Annotated in this window: 14 protein-coding genes; 1 reads left to right on the plus strand and 13 read right to left on the minus strand. The window is 66.3% G+C overall.

Going from position 1 to position 20,313, the window contains the following annotated elements; all coding sequences use genetic code 11:
- Positions 1 to 7 precede the first annotated feature (7 nt).
- From OV287_RS03000 to OV287_RS03045, 10 genes are all read right to left on the minus strand, one after another.
- A complete protein-coding gene (locus tag OV287_RS03000) occupies positions 8 to 1,432 on the minus strand; it encodes a hypothetical protein (protein WP_267532447.1) in 1,425 nt (474 codons plus the stop codon).
- Positions 1,433 to 1,578: 146 nt separating this feature from the next.
- The gene (locus OV287_RS03005) at positions 1,579 to 5,430 is read right to left on the minus strand and encodes a serine/threonine-protein kinase (protein ID WP_267532448.1); all 3,852 of its coding nucleotides are present in this window, start codon (positions 5,428 to 5,430) and stop codon (positions 1,579 to 1,581) included.
- Positions 5,431 to 5,434: 4 nt separating this feature from the next.
- The gene (locus OV287_RS03010; RefSeq protein WP_267532449.1) at positions 5,435 to 7,240 is read right to left on the minus strand and encodes an OPT family oligopeptide transporter; all 1,806 of its coding nucleotides are present in this window, start codon (positions 7,238 to 7,240) and stop codon (positions 5,435 to 5,437) included.
- A 97-nt stretch (positions 7,241 to 7,337) separates the two neighbouring features.
- Positions 7,338 to 7,934, minus strand: coding sequence for an HD domain-containing protein (locus OV287_RS03015; RefSeq protein ID WP_267532450.1), 597 nt, complete (start codon positions 7,932 to 7,934; stop codon positions 7,338 to 7,340).
- A 90-nt stretch (positions 7,935 to 8,024) separates the two neighbouring features.
- A complete protein-coding gene (locus tag OV287_RS03020) occupies positions 8,025 to 8,672 on the minus strand; it encodes a hypothetical protein (RefSeq protein ID WP_267532451.1) in 648 nt (215 codons plus the stop codon).
- Between the two features lie 33 nt (positions 8,673 to 8,705).
- Positions 8,706 to 9,446: a hypothetical protein gene (locus OV287_RS03025; RefSeq protein WP_267532452.1), complete on the minus strand. Its 741-nt coding sequence runs from the start codon at positions 9,444 to 9,446 to the stop codon at positions 8,706 to 8,708.
- Positions 9,443 to 9,895, minus strand: coding sequence for a hypothetical protein (locus OV287_RS03030; RefSeq protein ID WP_267532453.1), 453 nt, complete (start codon positions 9,893 to 9,895; stop codon positions 9,443 to 9,445). Before OV287_RS03030 ends, OV287_RS03025 begins: the two co-directional genes overlap by 4 nt.
- Before the next feature lie 75 nt (positions 9,896 to 9,970).
- On the minus strand, positions 9,971 to 12,370 hold the full coding sequence (locus OV287_RS03035) for a glutamine--tRNA ligase/YqeY domain fusion protein (protein WP_267532454.1): 2,400 nt from the start codon (positions 12,368 to 12,370) through the stop codon (positions 9,971 to 9,973).
- A 216-nt stretch (positions 12,371 to 12,586) separates the two neighbouring features.
- Positions 12,587 to 13,657 (minus strand): TauD/TfdA family dioxygenase, encoded by a 1,071-nt coding sequence (locus tag OV287_RS03040; protein WP_267532455.1) that lies wholly within the window; start codon positions 13,655 to 13,657, stop codon positions 12,587 to 12,589.
- Between the two features lie 274 nt (positions 13,658 to 13,931).
- A complete protein-coding gene (locus OV287_RS03045; protein ID WP_267532456.1) occupies positions 13,932 to 15,680 on the minus strand; it encodes a c-type cytochrome in 1,749 nt (582 codons plus the stop codon).
- Between the two features lie 300 nt (positions 15,681 to 15,980).
- Here OV287_RS03045 and OV287_RS03050 point away from each other — a divergent pair, with 300 nt between their 5' ends.
- Positions 15,981 to 16,349, plus strand: a complete 369-nt coding sequence (locus tag OV287_RS03050; RefSeq protein ID WP_267532457.1) for a hypothetical protein — start codon at positions 15,981 to 15,983, stop codon at positions 16,347 to 16,349.
- Here OV287_RS03050 and OV287_RS03055 read toward each other — a convergent pair.
- From OV287_RS03055 to OV287_RS03065, 3 genes are all read right to left on the minus strand, one after another.
- Complete coding sequence (locus tag OV287_RS03055) at positions 16,294 to 16,824, minus strand: hypothetical protein (protein ID WP_267532458.1); 531 nt, start codon at positions 16,822 to 16,824, stop codon at positions 16,294 to 16,296. The genes OV287_RS03050 and OV287_RS03055 overlap by 56 nt on opposite strands.
- A gap of 271 nt (positions 16,825 to 17,095) precedes the next feature.
- The gene (locus OV287_RS03060) at positions 17,096 to 17,680 is read right to left on the minus strand and encodes a DUF4276 family protein (protein ID WP_267532459.1); all 585 of its coding nucleotides are present in this window, start codon (positions 17,678 to 17,680) and stop codon (positions 17,096 to 17,098) included.
- Entirely contained in the window at positions 17,673 to 18,908 is a 1,236-nt protein-coding gene (locus OV287_RS03065; RefSeq protein ID WP_267532460.1) for an AAA family ATPase, read from the minus strand. Before OV287_RS03065 ends, OV287_RS03060 begins: the two co-directional genes overlap by 8 nt.
- Positions 18,909 to 20,313 lie beyond the last annotated feature (1,405 nt).

The following is a 20,313-nucleotide window of genomic DNA, read 5'->3' on the forward strand; positions in this document are numbered from 1 at the left end:
CCTGATTCTATTTATAGGAGGAGTTGGCGGTCTTGCAGAGCGCTGGGTTCTGCACGACGTCACAGGCGCGGTTGAGGTACGTCGTGATGCTGGTCGAGTAGCGGGCCCCATCCCCACCGGTGCAGGTGCTGTAGCCGCCGGCTGACTGCTCACAAGCGGGCCAGGCATTGCAGGCGCCGAGCGATGCGGCGACGCAGTTCATGCCGGGCCGAGCGCACAACCGGGCGGTGTTGTAGGCGGCACCATCGGTCCAGTTGGGGTCATGGCAGGCGTACATCTTCGGGTAGATGGAGCCCTGCACGGGAGCCAGCTTGCGGTGGAGGACTCCGGCGGAGTCGACGTAGACCTTCATGCCGCTGGCCACCGCTCCCGAGCCGAAGAGGTTGCCGAAGAAGGCTCCTTCGCGGATGGGAAAGACCTGCGCCTCGGTAGCGGGATAGCTGACGCTGCCGCCCAGGGGGGCCCGGGTGCCGATCTCCACTGAGCCCCAATTGGTGTTGGAGCTGTAGGGGGCCAGCATCACGTTGAACGTCCTGCTCCTCGGGCAGGTGAAAGTCACCCCGGGGTAGATGGTGCCGCAGGAGCCCTGGGACTGCGCCAGCGCCGCGTCCTCGTCGCACGCGCCGAGCCCCTCGCACACTCGGAGCACCATGTCCCCGGAGAGCATATGGCCAAGCTGGGTGTCGCACGACGCCGGTGGTTTGCCGCCAGCACCCAGGTCCACAGGCAGTCCGGGAGAAGAGCAGTAGCCCACGCTGCCCATCAGCTTCGGCTCATGCGGCTCCGCCTGCGCCCGCTCGTAGCCACACTCCCGGGTCACTCCCATCTCCGAGGCGGAGCAGGAATACGTGCTCGGGACGCGCACTCGGGTGAAGCGCAGGCTCGTGTCCGTCATGACCGAGGGGCGGGGTGTGAGCGCGGAAGCCGGGTGGTTGCCCCGCATCGAGAGCAGCACCCGGTAGCCAAACGCGTTGTTGCGCGCCAGGACGCAGGCCGACACCCAGCGTTGGCACGTCAACGAGGCGCCGCTGGCATCCCAGCCCCATTCGGGACACAGCCCCAGCTCTCCCTTCCAGGTATGGGTGTGGCCGAAGCGGTCGCTCCACTCCAGGCTCTGCGTCTTGTCGAGCGCGCACGACGCGACGTACTTCATGACCTCGCGCGCGTTCGGGTCCTCGAGTTGGTAGCGCAGCAAATCGTCGGTTGCGTAGGTCACGCTGTTGAGCGCCCGCGAGACCATTCGGATGCTGGCCTCCTCATGGGTGGTGAGCGCGTTGGAGCTCAACACCTCCGTCCGGATGCCGTTGCCCCAGCGAATCTGATTGCCGGACTCGTCGAGCTCGGCGCGGGCCTCACCCGTCCACGTCAGCCCCAGCAGGGCGAGCGCCGCGAGCAGGCGGCCAACAGAGGGAATCTTGAGCGTATTGAGCATGGGTTCCTCCAGGTGACGACACTTCCAGCAATTCCCGGGCCCACGGTTTTTGCCGGGAGAATACCCTAGAGCGCGTCACGCCTTGTGTCCTGCGAGTCCCCCTCCGGCCGCGGCTGTGTCCTAGCCGTCCACAACTCCCCGGAAGCTCATCCGAGGCGGGGCTCCAGGGCTGCTAGCCGGGGTCTCCAGATGGGGGCACTGGCCGCTCGCTGACGGGCCTCGTCCCACCAGGCCCGCGCCCGGGAGGGCTCTCCAGCGGTGAGTGCCGCGTCGAGGGCGCGCAGGAGGAACTCCAGCGCTTCGTCGTCCGAGGCAACAGGCATGGCTTCGTCGAGGATCGCCTGCCAACCGTCGAGTTCGTCCAGGTCCGCGGGTAGCCCGGTGCGCGCGAGGAGCCGCTCAACGAGGCGCACCTGCACGCGAGTGACTGGCGCCAGGCGCTCGGGCGGGACGCGGCGCTCCACCCAGGCGAGGCTCTCGCGCGCCAGGGTGGACTCACCGAGGTTGGCGGCGATGCGAGCGACGAGCACCGCATCCAGTGCCACCGGCGCATCGCTGAAGAATCGCTCTCCAAGGGCCTGGGCCCGCCGGGCATGGGGCAGGGCCTCCGGGCCTCGGCCGCTCCAGTGCAGCACCTCGGCGAAGTTGAAGGAGGCCCATCGCTCGAGCTGCACGTGGCCCAACTCGCGCGCTAACCGCACCGCCTGAGCCAGGTCTTCCAACGCCGGCTCCACCGACTGCTGCCTCAACCACAGCAGCACGCGGTTGGTATGGGCCGTGCCCACGTGCAGCAGGTCTCCTCGCGCCCGGCCCCGGGAGATGACGGCCTCGAGGCACACGGCCGCCTCGTCCACGCGTTGCAGGAAGGTGAGCGCTACGCCGAGTACCAGTCGACCGATGGCCTCCGACTCGAAGTCGTCCAGCCGCTCGGCCTCGGCGACGGCGGGGGCGAGCACCTCCACCGCCTCGGGCCACCGGCCCTCACGTGCCTGGTTGCGGCCTCGGGCCAGCGCGCACCGCAGCCGCAGCCGCTCGTCGGTCAGCCGCTCCTCCCGGAGGAAGGCCTGCTCGGCGGCGCGCTGGGAGTCCTCCGGCCGCTCCAGCCAGTCGTGGAGTGTCGCCTCGGCGAGCAGCAGGTCCACTACCGCCGCGTCGTCACCCCGAGCCTCTGCGAGCGCTCGCGCGGCAGTCAGGTCCTCGATGGCCTCGCGGAAGCGCTGGGTGCGGCTGCGCACGCGACCCCGTCCGCCCAGGGCTTGCTCGCGCAGCGGGTGGGACTCCTCCGGCAGGTGTGCGAGCGCGGCACTGTAAGCCCGCTCTGCCTCCACGTCTTGATGAGCGGCCCGGGCGCGCTCTCCCAAAGTGAGGAAGGCTCGGCTCGCGATGTCGTGCTCACCGCAGGAGGCGGCGTGCTCGGCCAGGCGCCGCAGCCGGGGCATGGGGATGTCCGTGGCTTCCGGTGATGCGATGCCGCGCGCCCTCATGGAATGGAGAGCGGCCCGGTGCAGGGTGCGCAGGAGAGACGGCGGGGTGTCCGCTTTCAGCGCGTCGCGCAGCAGCCGGTGGCGGAAGGTGTAGCGCCCGTTGCCCTGGGCCTCGAGCACACCCGCGCGTGTGAGGCGCTCCAGGCCCATGCCCGCGTCGAGTGCCGCCAGCTCCCGCTGAGACTCTTCTACTCCCTCCAGCGCGCGCTGAGCCGCATCCACGTCCTCGGCCGAGAGCGACTCGCCCAGCACCGCGCACAGCGAGGCCAGTAGCCGCGAGGTGTGCGGCAGCGCGGAGCGGACGCGGTGCACCACGCGCTCAAAGGGAGTGGTGATGGCCTCGCGCGGCAGTTCGTCTGGAGCAAGCACCCAGGTGGCACTCCGTGCATCGGGCCTCACGGCGCCCGTCTCACGAAGGGCGCGCACCAGCTCGACGAGCGCCAGTGGATTGCCCTGGGTGAGGGACTCGAGGTGCGCGAGCACCGGCTCGGCGATGAACTCCACGGGGTGCAGCAGTTCGCGCAGCAGGGCCCGTGTGGCGGAGGAAGGCAGGGGCGGTACCAGGTGCAGGGTGGTGCGCGCGGCGCGGTCGCCCAGGTGGGGCCGCAGCGTTCGGAGCTCGGGCGGTGCAGCAAGGCAGACCCAGAGCGGCAGGGGCTCGCCACCGAGCGTGGCTCGCTCCAAGGCATCCAGACAGAGGGCATCCGACTGGTGCGCATCGTCGATGAGGAGCGCGAGGGGTTGTTTCCGGGCCAGTGCCCTCAGCCGCATGCCGAGCCTCGCTGCGGCCTCACCGCTCTCCGGCACGGGATACGGTGGCGCCCCGAGCGCCTCGAGTGCGCGCTCGAGCTGGACGGAGAGTGGCTCCTGGGTGGTGTCCGGGGCTGGAGCCCGGAGCGTCAGGAGACGCACCGGCCCGGTGACGAGCGCCTCCGTGAGCGCGGCCATCAGGCGGCTCTTTCCCTGGCCCGGCTCGCCTTCCAGCAGGGTGAGGCAGGGCACTTGTTCCGTGAGGGCCTGACGCGCGGTGGCGGACAGCTCCGCCAGAAGCTCCTCTCGGCCCACCAAGGGATGTGGCGTTTGGCGCGAGGCCGCGTCCAACTCGGAAGAGGTGGCGTGCTCCGCGAGCGTGAAGCGTTCGGAGCCCGAGGCGGCGAGCACCTCATGGGGTGCGAGGAGCGCGGCGGCCTCTGCCGTCAGGTACAGGGCGGGCTCGGTGTGGGCCTGCCACCAGCCCTCTGGCTTCTCGAGCGCTGCACCGGCGAGCCGTGTCCCCGAGCGGCCGGGTCGTACCCGCAACTCGGCGACGTGCAGCACTGCTCCGTGGACCAGCCCCGCGCCCAGCAGACCGCGAGCAGCCCGAGCCGCTGCGCGCAGGCCCACCGCAGCGGAGGGGTGCTCGTGAAAGGTGACGATGCAGCCTTCACCCTGGAGCCTTCCCAGGGCTCCTCCCTCAGGCGAGACGCGCTCGAGCACCGCACGGGCCGTGGCGCGCAGCCCGACACCGAGGAGCGCGACGCGGCGGAGGCTGGAGGTGGCCGGCCCGGCGGAGGGAACTGCGGCGGGGGCATGCACGGCAGGATGCGCCTCACCCCGGGCGAGCACCTCCTCCTCCTCGCGCAGGGCCTGGGCCAGCGCGGCTCCATCCGTGAAGCGAGCTGGGGGCTCCTTGGCGAGACAGCGGAGCAGGAGCGCCTCCAGCTCGGGCGGTATGGCGGTGAGCGACGAGGGACGTGGAGGCCGGAGGGAGAGGTGCCCCCGCACCACCTCTGGGGCCTCTCCGACGAAGGGAGGTCGGCCCGTGAGCAGCTCGAAGAGAAGGACGCCGAGCGCATAGACGTCCGCGCGCGCATCCGCGTAACGCGCGTCTTGGAACTGCTCTGGCGCCATGTAGTGCACGGTGCCGAGCCTCTGTCCGGCCTGGGTCAGCCCGAGTGTCTCCGCTCCCTCGGAGTGCCGGGCGAGGCCGAAGTCCAGGAGGGCCACCGTGCCTCCGGTGCGGAGGAAGACGTTCTCCGGCTTCAAGTCTCGGTGGACGAGCCCCGCGGCGTGGACGCGGCCGAGTACCTCGCCCACCTGTCTTGCTAGCCTGAGTGCCTCCTCCCGTCGCACGGCTCCGTTGCCGGGCTGGCGCGCCATCCACGCGGCCAGTGTCTCGCCTTCCAGTCGCTCCATGGCGAGGAAGGGCCGCTCCTCCACCTCGCTCGCTTCGATGAAGGTGGGGACGTCCGGCGCAGCCAGGCGGCGCAGGGCCTCGGCTTCACGCGCGAAGCGTTCCCGAGTGCCGGGGCCGCCGAGCTTGAGCGCGACCGTCCGGCCATCCGCTTCACGGTGCGCGGCGTACACCTGCCCCGCGCCGCCCGCCCCGAGCAGCTCACCGAGCGTGTAGCCCTTCGGGGCGCGCGAGGGTGCTCCGGTCTCCTCCTGGTGGAGAGGTGTTTCCGGCGCACACGGCCCATCGAGGGGACAAGCTGTAGCGGGAGTGAGCCGGCGGTGGCAGGTGGGACAGCGCATACGTTCAAGAGGATGCGCTGAGGACGAGCAGGACGGCCAGGCTCACCAGGCTCTCGCCCACGATGAGTCCCGAGGCCAGTGGTACCGTGGCGGCGTCCGCGAGTGCTGGCCTCGAGCGGGCCAGGAGCGCCGCGGCCACCGCGCCCAGGAAGACAGACAGCGAGGTAGAGGCCGGCAGTACGAAGGCGATTCCCAGGCCGATGGGGGAGGGGATGAAGCGTCGGGCCGGCTCGGGAGCGAAGCGCTCCAGGAGGACGAGCGTCACGCCCAGGAGTGCGCCCACGAGGGCACCCCAGCGCGCGGCCTCATTCAGGCCGCTCAGGCCTGAGGAGAGCACTCGCGCCACCGCGGCCACGATGAAGCCTGGAGGGGCGGGGAAGCGCTCCTCGGAGATGGCCGAGGTGTCTGGCACCAGCAGGTAGAAGACAGGGACGATGAGGGCCGAGCCGACGAGGCAGCCCCAGAGCTGGGCGAGGAATGTCTGCCGGGGAGCGACGCCGAGCAGGGAGCCTGCCTTCACGTCGGTGAGCAGGTCCGCGCTGGAAGCGGCGATGTTGCCGGAGAGGCTCGCCGCCACGGTGTTGGCCAGCACGTTGCCCGGCATGAGGCCGCCGAAGGCGAGCTGCGCCACATGGCCCAGTGTCCCCGAGGGGGTCATGTCCGTCTCCCCCGTTGCCCGGCACGCCACCGCCGCGAGCGCGAAGGAGAGCAGCACTCCCAGCAACCCGAGCGGGAAGGGAATGCCGAAGGCCACCGCGCCCACCGTGACGAGCCCGAGGGTGAGCAGCGCCACCCCGGAGAGGAACCACGAGCGGGGGACGTCCGCCGCTTCAGGTAGCTCGCCGGGGGCGCGACGTGCACCAAGCAGCGAGCCGAACGTGCGCCGCAGCAGCCCGCGTTGGAGCGCCAGGTGGGTGAAGGAGGCGCTCATCACCAGCGCCGCGCCCGGCCACATGCTCCACTTGATGATGCCGTAATAGCCCGTCTCCGCGATGTCTCCTCGCGCGAGCAACCAGGGAGCGAAGCCTCCGAAGCACACGAGCGCACCGAGCAGCAGCGAGGCCCCGGTACGCACGCCCACGATGGCGCCGGTGCCTAGCGGCAGGAGCATCAGCTCCACGGAGAAGGTCAGCTCCGACAGCGGCACGCCGAGCAGGGCACCTGGCAGGGAGAGCGCCACGGGAATCAGTTGAAAGCCATCACGCGCGAGCGCCACGAGCCCCGCCCCGAGCGCTCCCACTCCGAGTGCCCGTGCTCCCTGGCGGCCCGAGGCATCGCCCGCGTGCAGCGAGCGCGCCACGGAGGCCGCGGCCATTCCCGAGGGGAAGGGGAGAGGTTCATGGCGGATGAAGGCGCGCTGCATGGGCAGAGCGAGGACAACGCCGAGCGCCGAGCTGAGGAGCGTCCACGCGAGGAGCGCCCAGACGGGGGGATGCTGGCCGGCGAGCAGCAGCCAGGCCACGCTGGCGGTGACGATGGTGCCGCCGGTGGAGTAGCCCGCGGAGGAGGCCGCGGACTGCATGGCGCTCGTCTCCTGGAGGCTGAGGAGGGGTCCGAAGCGCGAGGCGCTCAGCCGCAGGAGGGACCGCTGGACGCCGAGCCCGACGACGCAGGCGATGAGGGCCGCGGGGAAAGCCAGGCCTGTCTTCAACCCCACGTAGAGGTTGGACAGACACATGAGCGCGCCAATGAGGCTGCCGAGCACGAGCGCGCGCGGGGTGAGGGCTGAGGGAGGCGTACCGGCGCGTGGTGGTGTCTCCGCTTCGATGGAGGCGGGTGCCGCCTCGGCCTCGTCTCTCGCTGCGCCCACCGGCATGTCCCCAGAATACGCCCGGCCCGGGAATCCTGGAATCCACTCCGCTCACGGAAACCTGGAGGGACGGTGGCCAGGCGGCCACACCGCTGTCTCAAGCACCGGGCCGGAGCTTCTCCAACTCGGCGAGCACCGCCTTCAGCTCGGGGGTCTCCAGCGCCTTGTGCACCGAGGCGAAGAACTGCGAGAGGTCCCCCGCGCCCTGGTGTTCGTAGATGGTGGCCTGGAGGCCCATCTCCAGCCGGTCCACCTGGCGCACCAGCCGGGCCTCGAAGGAGGTGCCGTGCTCGTACTCCTCCCACAGCGCGAGGTACTCGGCGCCGCGCGGCAGCTTGGCGAGGATTCGCTCCACGGCCTGTTGCTCGCGCTGGAGCTTCTCCTCGCGGCTCACCTTGTCATGGGGCGTGATGTCCCCGACATAGGCCTCGCCCAGGTCATGCAGGAGTGCGATGCGTACCACTTTCGAGGCGTCCGCCTCGGGGAAGTAGCTGTCGGCGAGGAACAGGCTCAGCAGCGCCACGCCGAAGGAGTGCTCGGCGACACTCTCACAGCGCTCCCGCGCGAGGCCCACGCGCAGCCAGCCCTGCCGGTAGAGCTGCTTGAGGTGGTTGAGTTCGAAGTACGCCTCGATGAGGGCGAGGGTGCTCCGTCCCTGGAGGAACGCGATGGGGGGCGCTGCCTTGGTCTGCATGAGTCGCGATGGTACCGCGTAGAGCTTTTCTGGCGGAGCGGGCGTTGATGGGGCCATGCCGCTCGCCGCCATGCTCCCCCGCGACCCGCGCTACCTCCAGACTGAGTCTCCTCCAGAGGCGTCCTCACCCGTGAAGGGAACTCCGCCATCTGTGGCCGGAGACGGAACAGGCGGGGATTGTGGGTTTGAGGGAGCAGTTCCACCGTCCTGTGGCGGGTTCCAGATGGTGTCGAATGTCAGGGAGACGCCGGGTTCGGCTCTGATCCATCGGCCTCCGTCATCTGGCGTTTCCGGCTCGATGGGTCCCGAGGGCTGGCCCTCCACTAGGCGTCGGAGAATGCGGCCGTCTGCACTGATGGCGTACATCATGCCCGAGCCCAGCCCTGGTGGGTATTGGTAGCCGCAATACGCGTAGTTCCAGTTGATCAAGACAAAGATGATGCTTCCCTGGCGGATGACCCGGTAGAACTGCGCTTCCTTCCTGCTTAGACAAGGTATGTCCCTGCCGTTTGAGGGAAGATAGTCATTGGAGGCAATGACAAGGGCCCGGAGCATCTCGCCGTCCATCTCATATGTCTCGCCTTGCGCACCGACCTTGACAGGAACACGTTCGAAGAATTGTGGAAAAACGATGGATTCATCGTCTTCCAGCGGCGCTCGGTGCGGAAACAGGTTCCGCAGGTACCCGCACCCCAGGAGTGAGACGGCGATCACGAGAGAAAACCTTTGCATCTTCATACAGCGTCCTCGAAATAGTTCTGGTGGGAGGTGCTATTCCTTCGTGATGGTGAACTCCGTATCGTTGATCCAGTTGACCATCCCAATTCTCTTGCCCTTCCAGTCGCCGCTTGTGTTGGTCCACTTCTGCAATTCGCTGGTCGCCGGAATGTACTGATAGAAGCCATCACAGGTGGAATTCTGGCTGTCCTTCGAGTTCGAGAAGAACGCGACAACGGAGAGAGGGATTGTTCTACCTCCCGCCTCTACAGTCAGTGCATGTGCATTCGCCATGGCAATGGCGAAGTAGACGTCCGGTTTGGAGATCTCGCTCGCGAAGGGATGGTTGTGGAGGAGGATGATGTACTTGATGCTGCTCGGCGCGTATCGAGGATCGTCGATGTTCGGAGGAAGCAGGCAGGTTGCTTCCCCTTTCAGAGCGCTTCCTGGTGCTGGCACGTCCGTCAGCATGCTCAATTCGTACTTGTGCTCTGGGGTGTAGTAGAGCCAAGCGCAGTATTCAGTGGAGACTCGCAGGGCGAGCTCGGGGTCCCTCTCCTGGAGGTGGACGACGGTTGCGTGCGGCTTCGAGAGGATCAGCGGGCAGGCCGCTTTCAACGCGTCTGAGAACGAGTCGAACGACCCGAAGTTCTTCAGGGGCCCCGGGATGCTCTCTGCTCCATGTCCGGGAGTGGGCCTCCAGATGTGGGGATCGGCGGGCCTGATTGACGAACAAGCAAGACAGGCCAGCAGCGAAACCAGGAGCGGGTGCGGAGGACTCTTCGAGTGCATCATTGAGGATTCAGCCCGAAGTGAGCCCTGATGCGCTCGGCGGGAGGGTGGCTACCGGACTCCTCGAGCATGTTGAGGCACCAGCGTGCCGCGTCGTCCAGGCGGGGCGTGACGACGTAGGGCGCATTGCGCGGCCGGATCTTGAGGAAGGTGGACATCATCAACCGCAGGAGCGGTGAGGTGATGACCATGGCGTAGCCCAGCATCTGGGTATCGAGCAGGGTCGCGTGCTGCTTCAGCCACTCCGCCTGAAGATGGCGGAGCTCGGAGGAGAGCATGGGCGCGTACCGCATGTCGAAGAGGGTGACGTGCTTCTCCGGGCGCTGCAGGTAGGTGAGCCGCTGCGCGAGGTACTCCTCGAAGCGTGTGGGCGGGATCGTGCCTTGTATCTGGACGATGAGCAGGGGCCAGAGGGAGTCATCAACGACGACGGGGGATGAGTCGTTCTGCATGGCGTCACGGCATGTGACCGGCTTGGCATTCTGGTGGAGCGCCGGGGGACGCCCCACCAGATCTCGCCTAACCGCCTAACCGAGCATCTCGCTCAGGAGTCGCGCGACGGCCTTCGGGTCCGCCTGGCCGTTGGTGGCGCGCATGACCTGGCCGGTGAAGAACCCGGTGAGGCCCTTCTTTCCGCCCCGGTACTCCGCGACCTTCGCGGGGTTGGCGTCCATGACGCCCTGGATGGCGGCGCGCAGCTGCCCCTCGTCGCTGACGACGCGCAGGCCCTTGCGTTCCACGATGCTCGCGGGCGCCTCGCCAGACGTCTGCGCCTCCGCGAGCACGTCCTTGGCGATGCGGGCGCTGATGCTGCCCTCGGCCACCAACGCGACCAGAGCCGCGAGGGCCTCCACGCCCACGCGGTTGGTGCCCTCGCGGATGGGCGTGGCCAGATCGTTCACGACCCAGGGCGCGATGTCTGCGAGCTGCTTGCCGCCCGCGCCCTCCAGGTACGCGGCGAGCTGCGGCTCTCGGGCGAGCAGGGACGCGTCGTTCTCGGTGACACCGTGCTGGCGCAGGCGCGTGGCCGTGGCCTCCTGCTCACCGGTGAGTGCCGGACGGACAGGCGCCTGGGCGGGAGCCTCCGCTGCGGGCTTCTTCTCGGTGCGGGGCTTGCTCTCTGCCTTCGGCTCCGCGCTCTCCGCCTTCTTCCCCCAGGTGTCCTTCAGGGTGATGATGCGGTTGAACACCAGCGCGTCTTCGCGGCTGTCCACGGGGTCACGCCAGAAGTACCCGGCGCGCTCGAACTGGTAGCGGGCACTGGCCGGGTTCTTCGCGACGCTCGGCTCCACCAGCCCGCGCGTCACCACCAGGCTGTTTGGGTTCACGAAGCGCATGAAGTCCGTGTTGATCGGCTGCGTGTCGTCCTCGTGACCGGGCTGCTCCGGGTCGAACTGCTGCGCCTCGCTGTCGGGCTCCGGCACCGTGAAGAGCCGGTCGACCATGCGGAACTCGGCGCTCACGCCGCGCGTGGCGCTCACCCAGTGGATGACGCCGCCGGCCTTGGCGTCCTCGCCCAGCAGCGTGACGCGCAGCTCCGTGGGCTCGCCGTTCGCGCCGGTGATGACCTCGTCGCAGCGGATGATGCCCGCGCCGCGCAAGCGCACCGTCCCGCCCGGCGTGAGCCGCTTGAAGCCCTTGGGCGGGTTGGCGCTGAAGTCGTCGTGCTCGATGACGAGCTCGCGCGTGAGCGGCACCTCGCGCACCGCCTTCTCGGGCGACACGCGCTCCCCGGTGGGCAGCGGCACCTTCCCGTCGGCGCTGCTCTCGTCCTGCTGCGGCCAGTACGGGAGGCTCAGCGTGCGCTCCGCGTCCAGGTTCAGGATGACGACCTTGAGCGGGCGCGTCACGGCCATCACGCGGGGCGCGCGGAGGTTCAGGTCGTCGCGCACGGCGTTCTCGAAGAGCGCCAGGTCCACGGTGCGGTTGGTGCGGCTCACGCCAATCTGAGACGCGAAGGCCCGCACCGACTCGGGCGTCACGCCGCGCCGGCGCATTGCGCTGATGGTCGGCATGCGCGGGTCGTCCCAGCCCTTCACGACGCCCTCACGCACCAGCCGGCGCAGCTTGCGCTTGCTGACGACGGTGTACTCCATGCTGCGCCGCCCGAACTCGTGCTGGCGCGGCGCCGTCCGGCCCGTCTCCTTGTCGGAGAACAGGTTGTCCATCAGCCAGTCGTAGATGGCCCGGTTATCGATGAACTCCAGGCTGCACATGCTGTGCGTGATGCCCTCGAGCGCGTCGCTGATGGGATGCGCGAAGTCGTACATCGGGTAGATGCACCACTTGTTCCCGGTCCGGTAGTGGGGCGCGTGCAGGATGCGGTACAGCACCGGGTCGCGCAGCTTGAAGTTCGGGTTGGCCAGGTCGATCTTCGCGCGCAGCGCGTGCTCGCCGTTCTTGAACTCTCCGGCGCGCATGCGGCGGAACAACTCCAGGTTCTCCTCGACGCTCCGGTTGCGGTACGGGCTGGGCGTGCCCGGCTGATCCACCGTGCCGCGCAGGCGGGCCATCTCCTCGCCGCTGACGCTCTCCACGTACGCGAGGCCCTTGCGGATGAGCTGCACCGCGAAGTCATGGAGCTGCTCGTAGTAGTCCGAGGCGTAGAACAGGCGCGAGGTGTCCCAGCCCAGCCACTGCATGTCGCGGATGATGCTGTCCGCGTACTCCTGCGTCTCCCCCTCGGGGTTGGTGTCATCCATGCGCAGGTGGCAGACGCCGCCGTAGTCCTGCGCGGTCATGAAGTCCAGGTAGCTGGCGAACGCGTGTCCGAGGTGCGCGTAACCGTTCGGCTCCGGCGGGAAGCGCGTGACGATGCGCGTGTGCCGCCCGGATTTCAGGTCCGCGTCGATGATCTCCGTGATGAAGTTCGGAGACACACGGCGTGCCTCGGGCGCGGGAATCAGGTCAGCTGGCTGCTTGCTCATAATGGGCTCGGTACTATCGCCCTTACGCTCTCCAAGAGCGAGAGAGAAGCAGCCAGAGGGGGGCCTCCCGGCGGGTGTCGGGCGGGTGCATGGAGGCGGAGGAGGTCCCCTGACGGGTGCCAGGCCGCTCTCTCGGCAGGCGTCCCTCCCGATTGCCCGCTCCCAGGCACACGGGCGGGGACCTTGGGGTCCCGGGGAGGTGACGACCCGAGCGTCCTACGCCGCGTCGAAGTACACGCCGCGCAACCAGCGGGAGCCGGTGAAGGCCGTGCGCGCGTGGAGCATGCGCCAGTTGTCATAGAGGAGGAAGTCGCCGGCCTCGAGGCGCAGCCGGTACTGGTGGCGCTCGTCCCGGACGAGCTTCGCGAAGCGGTTGTAGGCGCGGTACCACGCCTCCATCTCGGCGAAGGGCCGGCGGTGGGGGGCGAGGGTGAAGTAGCTGTAGCGGATGCGGAAGCCGCCGGGCGCGTCGAAGTCCAGGATGGGGGAGACGAGCACGCGCTCGAAGGACTTCTGCTTGCGGTGGAAGGTCACCGGCACCGTGCGCAGCAGCTCGAAGGCGGGGCGGTCCAGGTCGGCGAGGTGGTGCGCCGCCGCGAGCGCGTCCACCACAGCGTTGTCGCCCCCCGTGTTCGCGGGCTGCTGGCAATGCAGGAGCTGGTAGCGCGGCGGTCGGTCGAGGAACGGCTGGTCCGTGTGGAGCTGGATGGCGCTGTCCGTGTACCCGAGCTGATCGGTGTTGCGGTTGGTCGTGTTGTCGGTCCGCAGGTCCTCGATGCGCCCGAAGTGTGTCTCGATGACGGAGAGCCCCTCGCTGCGGATGAGCTCGATGAGGGCTTCCGTGTCGGTACCGAAGCCCCGCACGACGACGGCGCCGGTGCGCTGGAGCGTTCGCAGGGCGAAACGTCCGAGGGGCTCGTCGAGGTGCGCGGCGTTCACGGTGATGGAGCTGCTGTCGGAGGGAGGCGCTGGCGCGGGGACGCGCTCGGGCGCGTAGGCGTGGGCCCGCAGCCAGTCGGAGGCATAGCGGCTCACCTGTCCGTCGGAGCGGTCGCCCCAGTCGATGTCGAGGGCGGCCGCGTCCTCGGAGAGCCGCACGAGCCGGGGGTGGAGTTCGAGTGGCAGCTCGGAGGAGCAGACGATGCGCTCGTGGGTGAGGGGGTGCCGGTCGAACTCGGAGTTGTGACGCAGCCAGAACCAGTGGAAGTCGGCGTGGCGCGGGCCTTCTCCGGCGGAGAAGTGGACGCGCAGGAAGTCGTCATGCGGCTCGATTCGGGCAATGGACACGGGGGCACTCCGGCTGGGTTCGAGCGCGTCCACGGAGGGGCGTCAGGACGCTCCCGTTGCACGGCTTGGCGCTCAGGTGGGACGGCACGAGGCTTCCCTCGCGCCGCACCAGGGTCTCAGCCGGTGCTATCCGAGGGACGTGGCTGCTCGCCTAACAACACTCGCCGCAGCAACAGAGGCCGCAGGCGGTGGTCAGGAAGCGAGCGCACGTGGAAAGCATCGTGAAATCAGGTTAACGGCGAGTCCCAGCCGGGTCAACCCAAGAGGCCGAGCTTCAGAGTGTCTTGAGGTACTCCACCAGTGCCCAGCGATCCGCATCGGGGAGCGTTACGCCGTACTCATGGCCCCGGTTGGAGTTGCCGGTCACGCGGGTGTCGACCACGAAGGGGGCCTGTCCGTCGCTGACGTAGCCCACCTTCTTGGGGTCGTACTCCCAGCGGCCCACGGCGAAGGTCTGGGGCCGCTCGGCGGGCGGCAGGAGCAGCTCGTAGAGCGTGGGCACCGAGCCATTGTGGAGGTAGGGCGAGGAGGCCCAGGTTCCATTGAGGGGGCGCGCCTTGTAGGCCATCAGGTCGGCCGCCGGGTTCGCGTCACTGTTCTGGGAGTGATTGCCTTGTTTGGCTGTCTTCTCCTGCCCGTTGAGTTTGGCGTTCGCGATCGACTTGAGCGCCGCAACGGGGTTGGCCGAGACGGTGCGGGTGGCGAGATCCGCCACCAGGGAGAGCGCGCTCATCTGGGCGCCATACTTCGTGCCCTTGGGCGAGATGGCTCCCTCGAGTACCCCTGACGGCACACGCGCCTCGGCGATGTTCCTGGCGCTGGTGTCGTCGGTCCCCACGATGTCGACACCCGTGATCATGGCGACGACGCTCCGCCTGGGGTCGTCTCGGTCGATGAGCGCGTGGCACGACACACAGTGCGCCTGGTACAGGGTCTCGCCGCGAGCCGCCAGTGTGCGATCGATTGGCGGCAGGATCTTCTCCGGCCACTGAGGTGACTTCAGCCCTCGCAAGGACTCCTCCATCGCGACCAGTTCGTTCGCCTCGACCGTCGAGGGATACCCCTTCTTCGCCTCCTGCTCCGTTTCGTAGTGCTTCACCTCGATGCGTCCGAACACGCCCACCACCTCGCCGGTATTGCGGCCCAGGGAGCCCGCCCCCTCGTTCGGCGAGAACCCCGTCCATTGCACATAGTCGTGGCGCGGGGCGTCCCACAGGAGCGGGTAGCTCGTGGGTGCATTGGGCTTGAGGCTGTTCTTGGGATCACTGCTGAAGCGGATCGCCTGGTTGATGATCCGTCCGACCGCGTCGAGCCGGCCGAAGCCCTCCACCGTGGTGGAGTGATTGGCGGTGTTGTAGCTCTCGAACCAGCGCAGCGTCTGCGTGAGGCTCTTGCGTGCCGCCTCGCGGCTGGTGTTGTCACGGCTCCCTCCAGGCACCGCGGCGGCGAACCGCGCGAGCTTGGCGTCATCGGCCAGCGTCGCCGTCAGCGCCGCCTGCACCTCGTGCAGGAAGCCGGAGATATCCGCGAGCGCCTGCGCACCGTCGATCCGGATCGCCGTGCCGTGGTAGTTGATCTGCGAGGTATGGCAGGCCGCGCACGTCAGGCCCACCTGGTCCCGATGGCGCGCGAAGCCCACGGGGAGCGCGTCGGGGTTGTTCGGGGTCTTGTGCTGAGCGAGGAACCGGAACTGCGTCATGTGCTCGGGGTGGATGAACGGCTTGTCGCTCCCGGTCTGCTCCAGGTGGACCAGGGTGTCGTAGGGCATGAGCACCGAGCCCTGATCCGCATGGTAGAACCAGAGGGTCTCGGGCGGCCCCCATCCCTGGTCCAGGTAGACGAGGTTCGTTGCACCGTCACCGTAGGCATCCTTCTCGAGTACGAGCCCGGCGCGCTCGTGGATTCCCTTCAGGATCTCGCGGGGCCCGTCGATGGGGGGCGGCTTGCCGGAGGCGTACTCTCCTGTGCTCGCACAAGCCGTCAGCAGGAGCAATGGAACGACGGGAAAATGGTGCCGGGGCATGCCGCTCTCCTTCGGTGAAATGCATGTTTTGGGTAACACGCCCTCCCCGAGGGAAAAATGACCATGATCGGCGCATCGGGTGCCCACAATCTGGCCAGGGTTCGCGGTTTTCCGGCGCCCCCCTCCCATTGGCCTCGATTTTTCGAGACCCTTCCACCCTCCACGCTGCCCCCAACTCCTCGGAATTCCAGGCGCGCAGCGGGGCGCGCAATCCCTGGCACACGCGTGGCAATGCCCGCGCGGCTGGTCACCCTCGCGTTTCAACCCTCTCCTCTCCCCGTGATGCGGAGCACCTCGAGCATGAAGAGCCCGACCCAGAAGAAGCCATCGTTTTCTTCCTGGCCTGGAGTGCCCCGGAGGGGCTTCCAGCTCACCGCCGCGCTGTTCCTGCTCCTGGCGGGTGGCGGATGTGGCCCGGTGTCCTTCGATGAGATCGAAGCCGGTGATCACCTCAACCTGCTCTCCCCGCCAGACGGTTGCGAGGTGGTCGCGAGTTGCGGTGGCCTCGTCCGGTTGAACTGCCGGGTGGAGGTGGACGGGCCGTACTTCTACGTGGAGATGCTCACCGGCCGTGTCGTGGCGAGCTGCGGCGATGCCTGTTTCTCGGTGGAGCCTAGACCCGAGGAGGGCCGCTGCGCGTGTCCTCCGAAGGCGTGGACGTGTCGTTGAGGTGCTCGACCGGAAGCCCCGCGCTCCTTCCCAGGTCCACGTACGTCCGCATCATCGAGCGGGTCTGCTCTCCCACCTTGGTGAAGTGGACCTTCAGATAGGTCTCCAGGTCGAAGGGCGTGAGCTGGGCCGCCACGGGAAGCAGCAGCTTGAATAGCACGGGGCGCAGCAGTGGCAGCACGGCGGAGGCGCTCCCCTTCGTGTGCGAGGCCGCGACCTGGACTGCCTCACGCGCGGCCCGGTGGACGTGCTCCAGCGAGTCGCGCTGGAGGAACCGCTCGAAGCTCCAGCCGGCCGCTTCCAATCCGTTCACGAAGACGGTGAGCACCGCCGAGGGAATCGCCACGTCGCGTACTACATCCGGGGTGGGCCGGGCTGGGTACCCGCCGGCCCTTAGCGTCCGGATGACTGACTGGAGGCGCTCCGGGGGCCCGCTGAACAGTCCCCGGCTCATCGGAGGGAGCCAGAACGCCATACCCGGCCTCGGAAACCGCTCCCCTGGCTTCAGCGGCGCGTGGAAGCTGATGATGGGATCAAAGACTGTGACAAGAACTCGAAACAGCTCGGTGGAGGAGGGGGGACTTCTCAACGCGTTTTCCTCTCTACACCTTCCGCGCCTCGTGCTGGGTCGCGTCGCTCAAATTTGTGACCCCTATTCGTATCTGCTCTCGCGGCTCGAACTCTTTGACACCCCCTCATGCGACCACCATCCAGTCTCTCCGAGGAGGTGAACGCCTGCCGTTCTTCTATGTTGTGCCGGACTTAATTTGCTGCAGAAATGAGTAAAGCCCTCTGAAGGATGGGCATTTTTCGCGGCAAATATCGAGACTGAGCAGTTCGGCGAGCTTGACATTTTCGTTAGTCGAGTACAGGGGTTTTTTGTTGGCCCCACGCGACAGGCGAATAAGTCCCTCCTTGGGTCGCGATATTGCCTCAGGATTGGGATGGGCCTTTCCCTCACCTCTTCCCACCCGTTTTACCACTTTCTCATCAGCCCAGAACCAAGCCTCAATTTCCTCTACGGGAATGCAAATAAAATGGACCACCCCAGAGCCCGAGCAGACTTTCTCAAGATCCCTGTAGAGCTTATCTATAGCGTTTAGCGCATTGTTGGCTGGATTCCGGTCCAAGTCATGAAGAACGATAACGGCTGTGCATCCTTCGTCGCCGAGTTGCTTAAGCCAAATTCCTGCCTTGTGGCGTATTCTTGCGCAGCCATTCCCTACACGTTTCCGAAAGCCTGTAGGGCGTTCCATGACTCTGTTGACAATAACTTTTAGGGTGTCGACATCAGTATCGTCTTCTGCAACAAGACCAATGACCCTACTCATCGGCACCGCCACTGTACAGGAAGTCTGCCAAGGTGCCTTCGTCCTGCAAGTACCGGGACACTCGTTCCAGTTGTTCAGTGCGGAGGCCATGACTCGTTACAACCGCATCCTCACGAGCAACCAGCCGTATTTCATCAGCATTAGCCCAATTCACAACTTGAATGGAATGTGTCGAAATAACAATCTGGCGTCCCATTGTGTATGATTCGATTACAGATAAGAGTTTCTTGAGCAATCCCGGATGAATTCCTGTTTCGGGCTCTTCCAAAAGAAGCATTTCATTGGGGCGCAAAGATACAAGTGTCCATAGGATTTCGGCTACCCTGAGAGTTCCGTCTGATAATTGCCCGATATTTACTCCGTCAAAACTAACTAGGAAAAATCTATCAGGCTCTGGCATGCCACTTTCGGCAGATGTGCCGTCCGCACTTGGCTTGAGAGTGACGGTTTCTACATCAATGGTCTTTGCCAATCCTAACTGGTTCGCAAGGGCAGCAAATTCGCCGAAAACATCTGCCTTTCGCTCAAATGCGTCCACGAGATGCCGGGCCAATCGCCCAACCCGTGAAGGGCGCTTACCTGACACCTCTGAAAGCCCAACACGGGCGGCGCTTGTGGGTCGGATGATCTCAAACTCTTTTCGCCCAAGGCGTGGCAATCCCGCATCAATCCGTCTTATTCCACGCAAGAAGGCTCTCAGTTTTCGTGCGTAGCCACGCTCATCAGTGATTGCGCGCCCGCCGAAGCTGAGTAAACCCAAACTGGGTGGTACGGGGATTTTTGACCCGTTGGCAAGAGTTGCGACTTCTTTTTCCAAGCTCCAAAGCGTTTCATTGGTCTCGGCGATCCAGCAGCGCTCGGTCCTGTTGAGTGGCTTGGTGGTAATGTCGGTATCGTTAGATTGATCGAGGATCTGCCATTGCGTTGAGAGAACGAGGGTCTCGTTTCCTCCTTGCAACGAAAACTCGAAACTAAAGGACGGTGGCGCTTCGTAAATATTAAAGACTGTTCGTGGCGATGGGCCAATACAGGCTCTTGCTGCCGAATAAAGGCCATCAATCAGCAGAGACTTGCCAGCGCCATTCCGCCCTACCAAGATCGTTCTTTGCGCAGAGAGAGTGGTATTCGCCTTCGCACGAGGGGTAGGCCACCCATCGAACGACGCTGCTTTGAGATATATCTGTGGCTCATTTGCCAGGTCAGGATTTTCGATATCACCCTCGGTCATAATTCCTCGCTAGTATATGTGTCCCTGCTCGCTCAGGCCTGAGACGGTGTCAAAGGGCTCGAAACGGCTGTATGGCGCCGGGGAAATTTGGCAGCCCGCTTTGTGCTCTTCTCTGTCGTGCTGCGTGTAGTGACGGGTTGAGTCCCTCATATTCTTTGACACGCATAGGCAGAGTAGAGCCCATGTTGTGCTTGTGAGGACCGCTGGATGGGGCCCATGCCGCAGTGTGACGGGGTCGCGGAAAGTAGGCTGCTGTCCCTCTCTGACAGATGGGTAGCCGTTGGCTCACCCCTACCTTCCATCCGTCTCGGCCGGGGCAGGTATCCCTCATACGAGAGGGAGGAGTATGAGGTCGCGCTGCTGTCGCACGCCGCTGAGGGCCCTTCATTGCAGAAGAGAAGCCTGCTGAGGCGACCCTTGCACGGAGAGTAGCGGCAGCGGGATGCCTGGGAACTTCAGGTGCTGGAGGACGCGGCGCACCGCCGATGCTTGCGTGAGGTAGGTCAGCACCCGTCGCGTGCCATCTCTGCTCACTCATTCGAAGAAATTCGATCTTGAGGGTGCGCCGCAGCGCAACACGAGCCAGTCCGCCCGTGGGTGTTGATGCCTCCGCCCTCTGCACGGAGCCTTGCTCGCTGGTTTCCGGTCTTCCTCCACCTTTGGGGCCTCTGCGAGGGCGGTAGTTAGTCCCGCTACTTCGCGATTCGCATGAAGCGCTTCTCCGCGATGTCGCGCAGCTAAACTCGTCCATAGCGCGAGTGGTCTTCAAAACACTTTCTCTGCGAGTCCTCGGACCGTGCTTCCCAGCCGCCATGCCTTTTTTCTCGTCCTGCCAGAACTCGGCAGGCAGGCTCTCTTCTTGGCTGTGGGACAGCTCCAGGAGCGCCCCTGCGAATGGCTCGGCGAGAGGCCGGTTCACCGTCTCCATCGTGCTCTCCGCCACCAGATACAGCTTCTCCCACCTATAACCATGTTGGAGCATTGCTTGAGGCTACCACCGGTCTCCACTTCCCCTTCCTAAATCGCACAGCTTCTCCCGAGCCTGCCCACGACAAGCTCCGCCTCCACCATCGTTGGGGAATGCCTGGGCATCCTGGCAGTAAGGCTGTGCCAAACTCAACACCACGCCCGCTGTGGACCCGGGCGGGGGTCCGCTGCGAGCACAGTAGAGCGCCCAACGTGATCCAGGATGGGGCGGTCCCTTGGTGCTGTCACGTAGGCCAGAGCGCTGTGCCTGCCCTGCATGGGGAACTGGCGAAGACGTCCAGAATAAATATCCTGTGCAGCAACTCGGCTCAAGAAAGCTGCGGCATCCTCCTTCTTCGGCTCTTTCCTGTCGGTTGCCAACGTCGACGGGTTCGTATCTTCCGGCTCCGGCTTAACCCCGACCATGGTGGTGTGGTTC

It is taken from the genome of Archangium lansingense, from assembly GCF_026626635.1.
GTDB classification, from domain to species: Bacteria; Myxococcota; Myxococcia; order Myxococcales; family Myxococcaceae; genus Archangium; species Archangium lansingense.

Bases quoted from the DNA above. Each gene is read 5' to 3' on its own strand.
- OV287_RS03030 (WP_267532453.1), bottom strand. From the start codon at position 9,895: ATGCAGAACGACTCATCCCCCGTCGTCGTTGATGACTCCCTCTGGCCC.
- OV287_RS03055 (WP_267532458.1), bottom strand. From the start codon at position 16,824: ATGGCGTTCTGGCTCCCTCCGATGAGCCGGGGACTGTTCAGCGGGCCC.
- OV287_RS03025 (WP_267532452.1), bottom strand. From the start codon at position 9,446: ATGATGCACTCGAAGAGTCCTCCGCACCCGCTCCTGGTTTCGCTGCTG.
- OV287_RS03000 (WP_267532447.1), bottom strand. From the start codon at position 1,432: ATGCTCAATACGCTCAAGATTCCCTCTGTTGGCCGCCTGCTCGCGGCG.
- OV287_RS03020 (WP_267532451.1), bottom strand. From the start codon at position 8,672: ATGAAGATGCAAAGGTTTTCTCTCGTGATCGCCGTCTCACTCCTGGGG.
- OV287_RS03005 (WP_267532448.1), bottom strand. From the start codon at position 5,430: ATGCGCTGTCCCACCTGCCACCGCCGGCTCACTCCCGCTACAGCTTGT.
- OV287_RS03050 (WP_267532457.1), top strand. From the start codon at position 15,981: ATGAAGAGCCCGACCCAGAAGAAGCCATCGTTTTCTTCCTGGCCTGGA.
- OV287_RS03015 (WP_267532450.1), bottom strand. From the start codon at position 7,934: ATGCAGACCAAGGCAGCGCCCCCCATCGCGTTCCTCCAGGGACGGAGC.
- OV287_RS03065 (WP_267532460.1), bottom strand. From the start codon at position 18,908: ATGACCGAGGGTGATATCGAAAATCCTGACCTGGCAAATGAGCCACAG.
- OV287_RS03045 (WP_267532456.1), bottom strand. From the start codon at position 15,680: ATGCCCCGGCACCATTTTCCCGTCGTTCCATTGCTCCTGCTGACGGCT.
- OV287_RS03060 (WP_267532459.1), bottom strand. From the start codon at position 17,680: ATGAGTAGGGTCATTGGTCTTGTTGCAGAAGACGATACTGATGTCGAC.
- OV287_RS03035 (WP_267532454.1), bottom strand. From the start codon at position 12,370: ATGAGCAAGCAGCCAGCTGACCTGATTCCCGCGCCCGAGGCACGCCGT.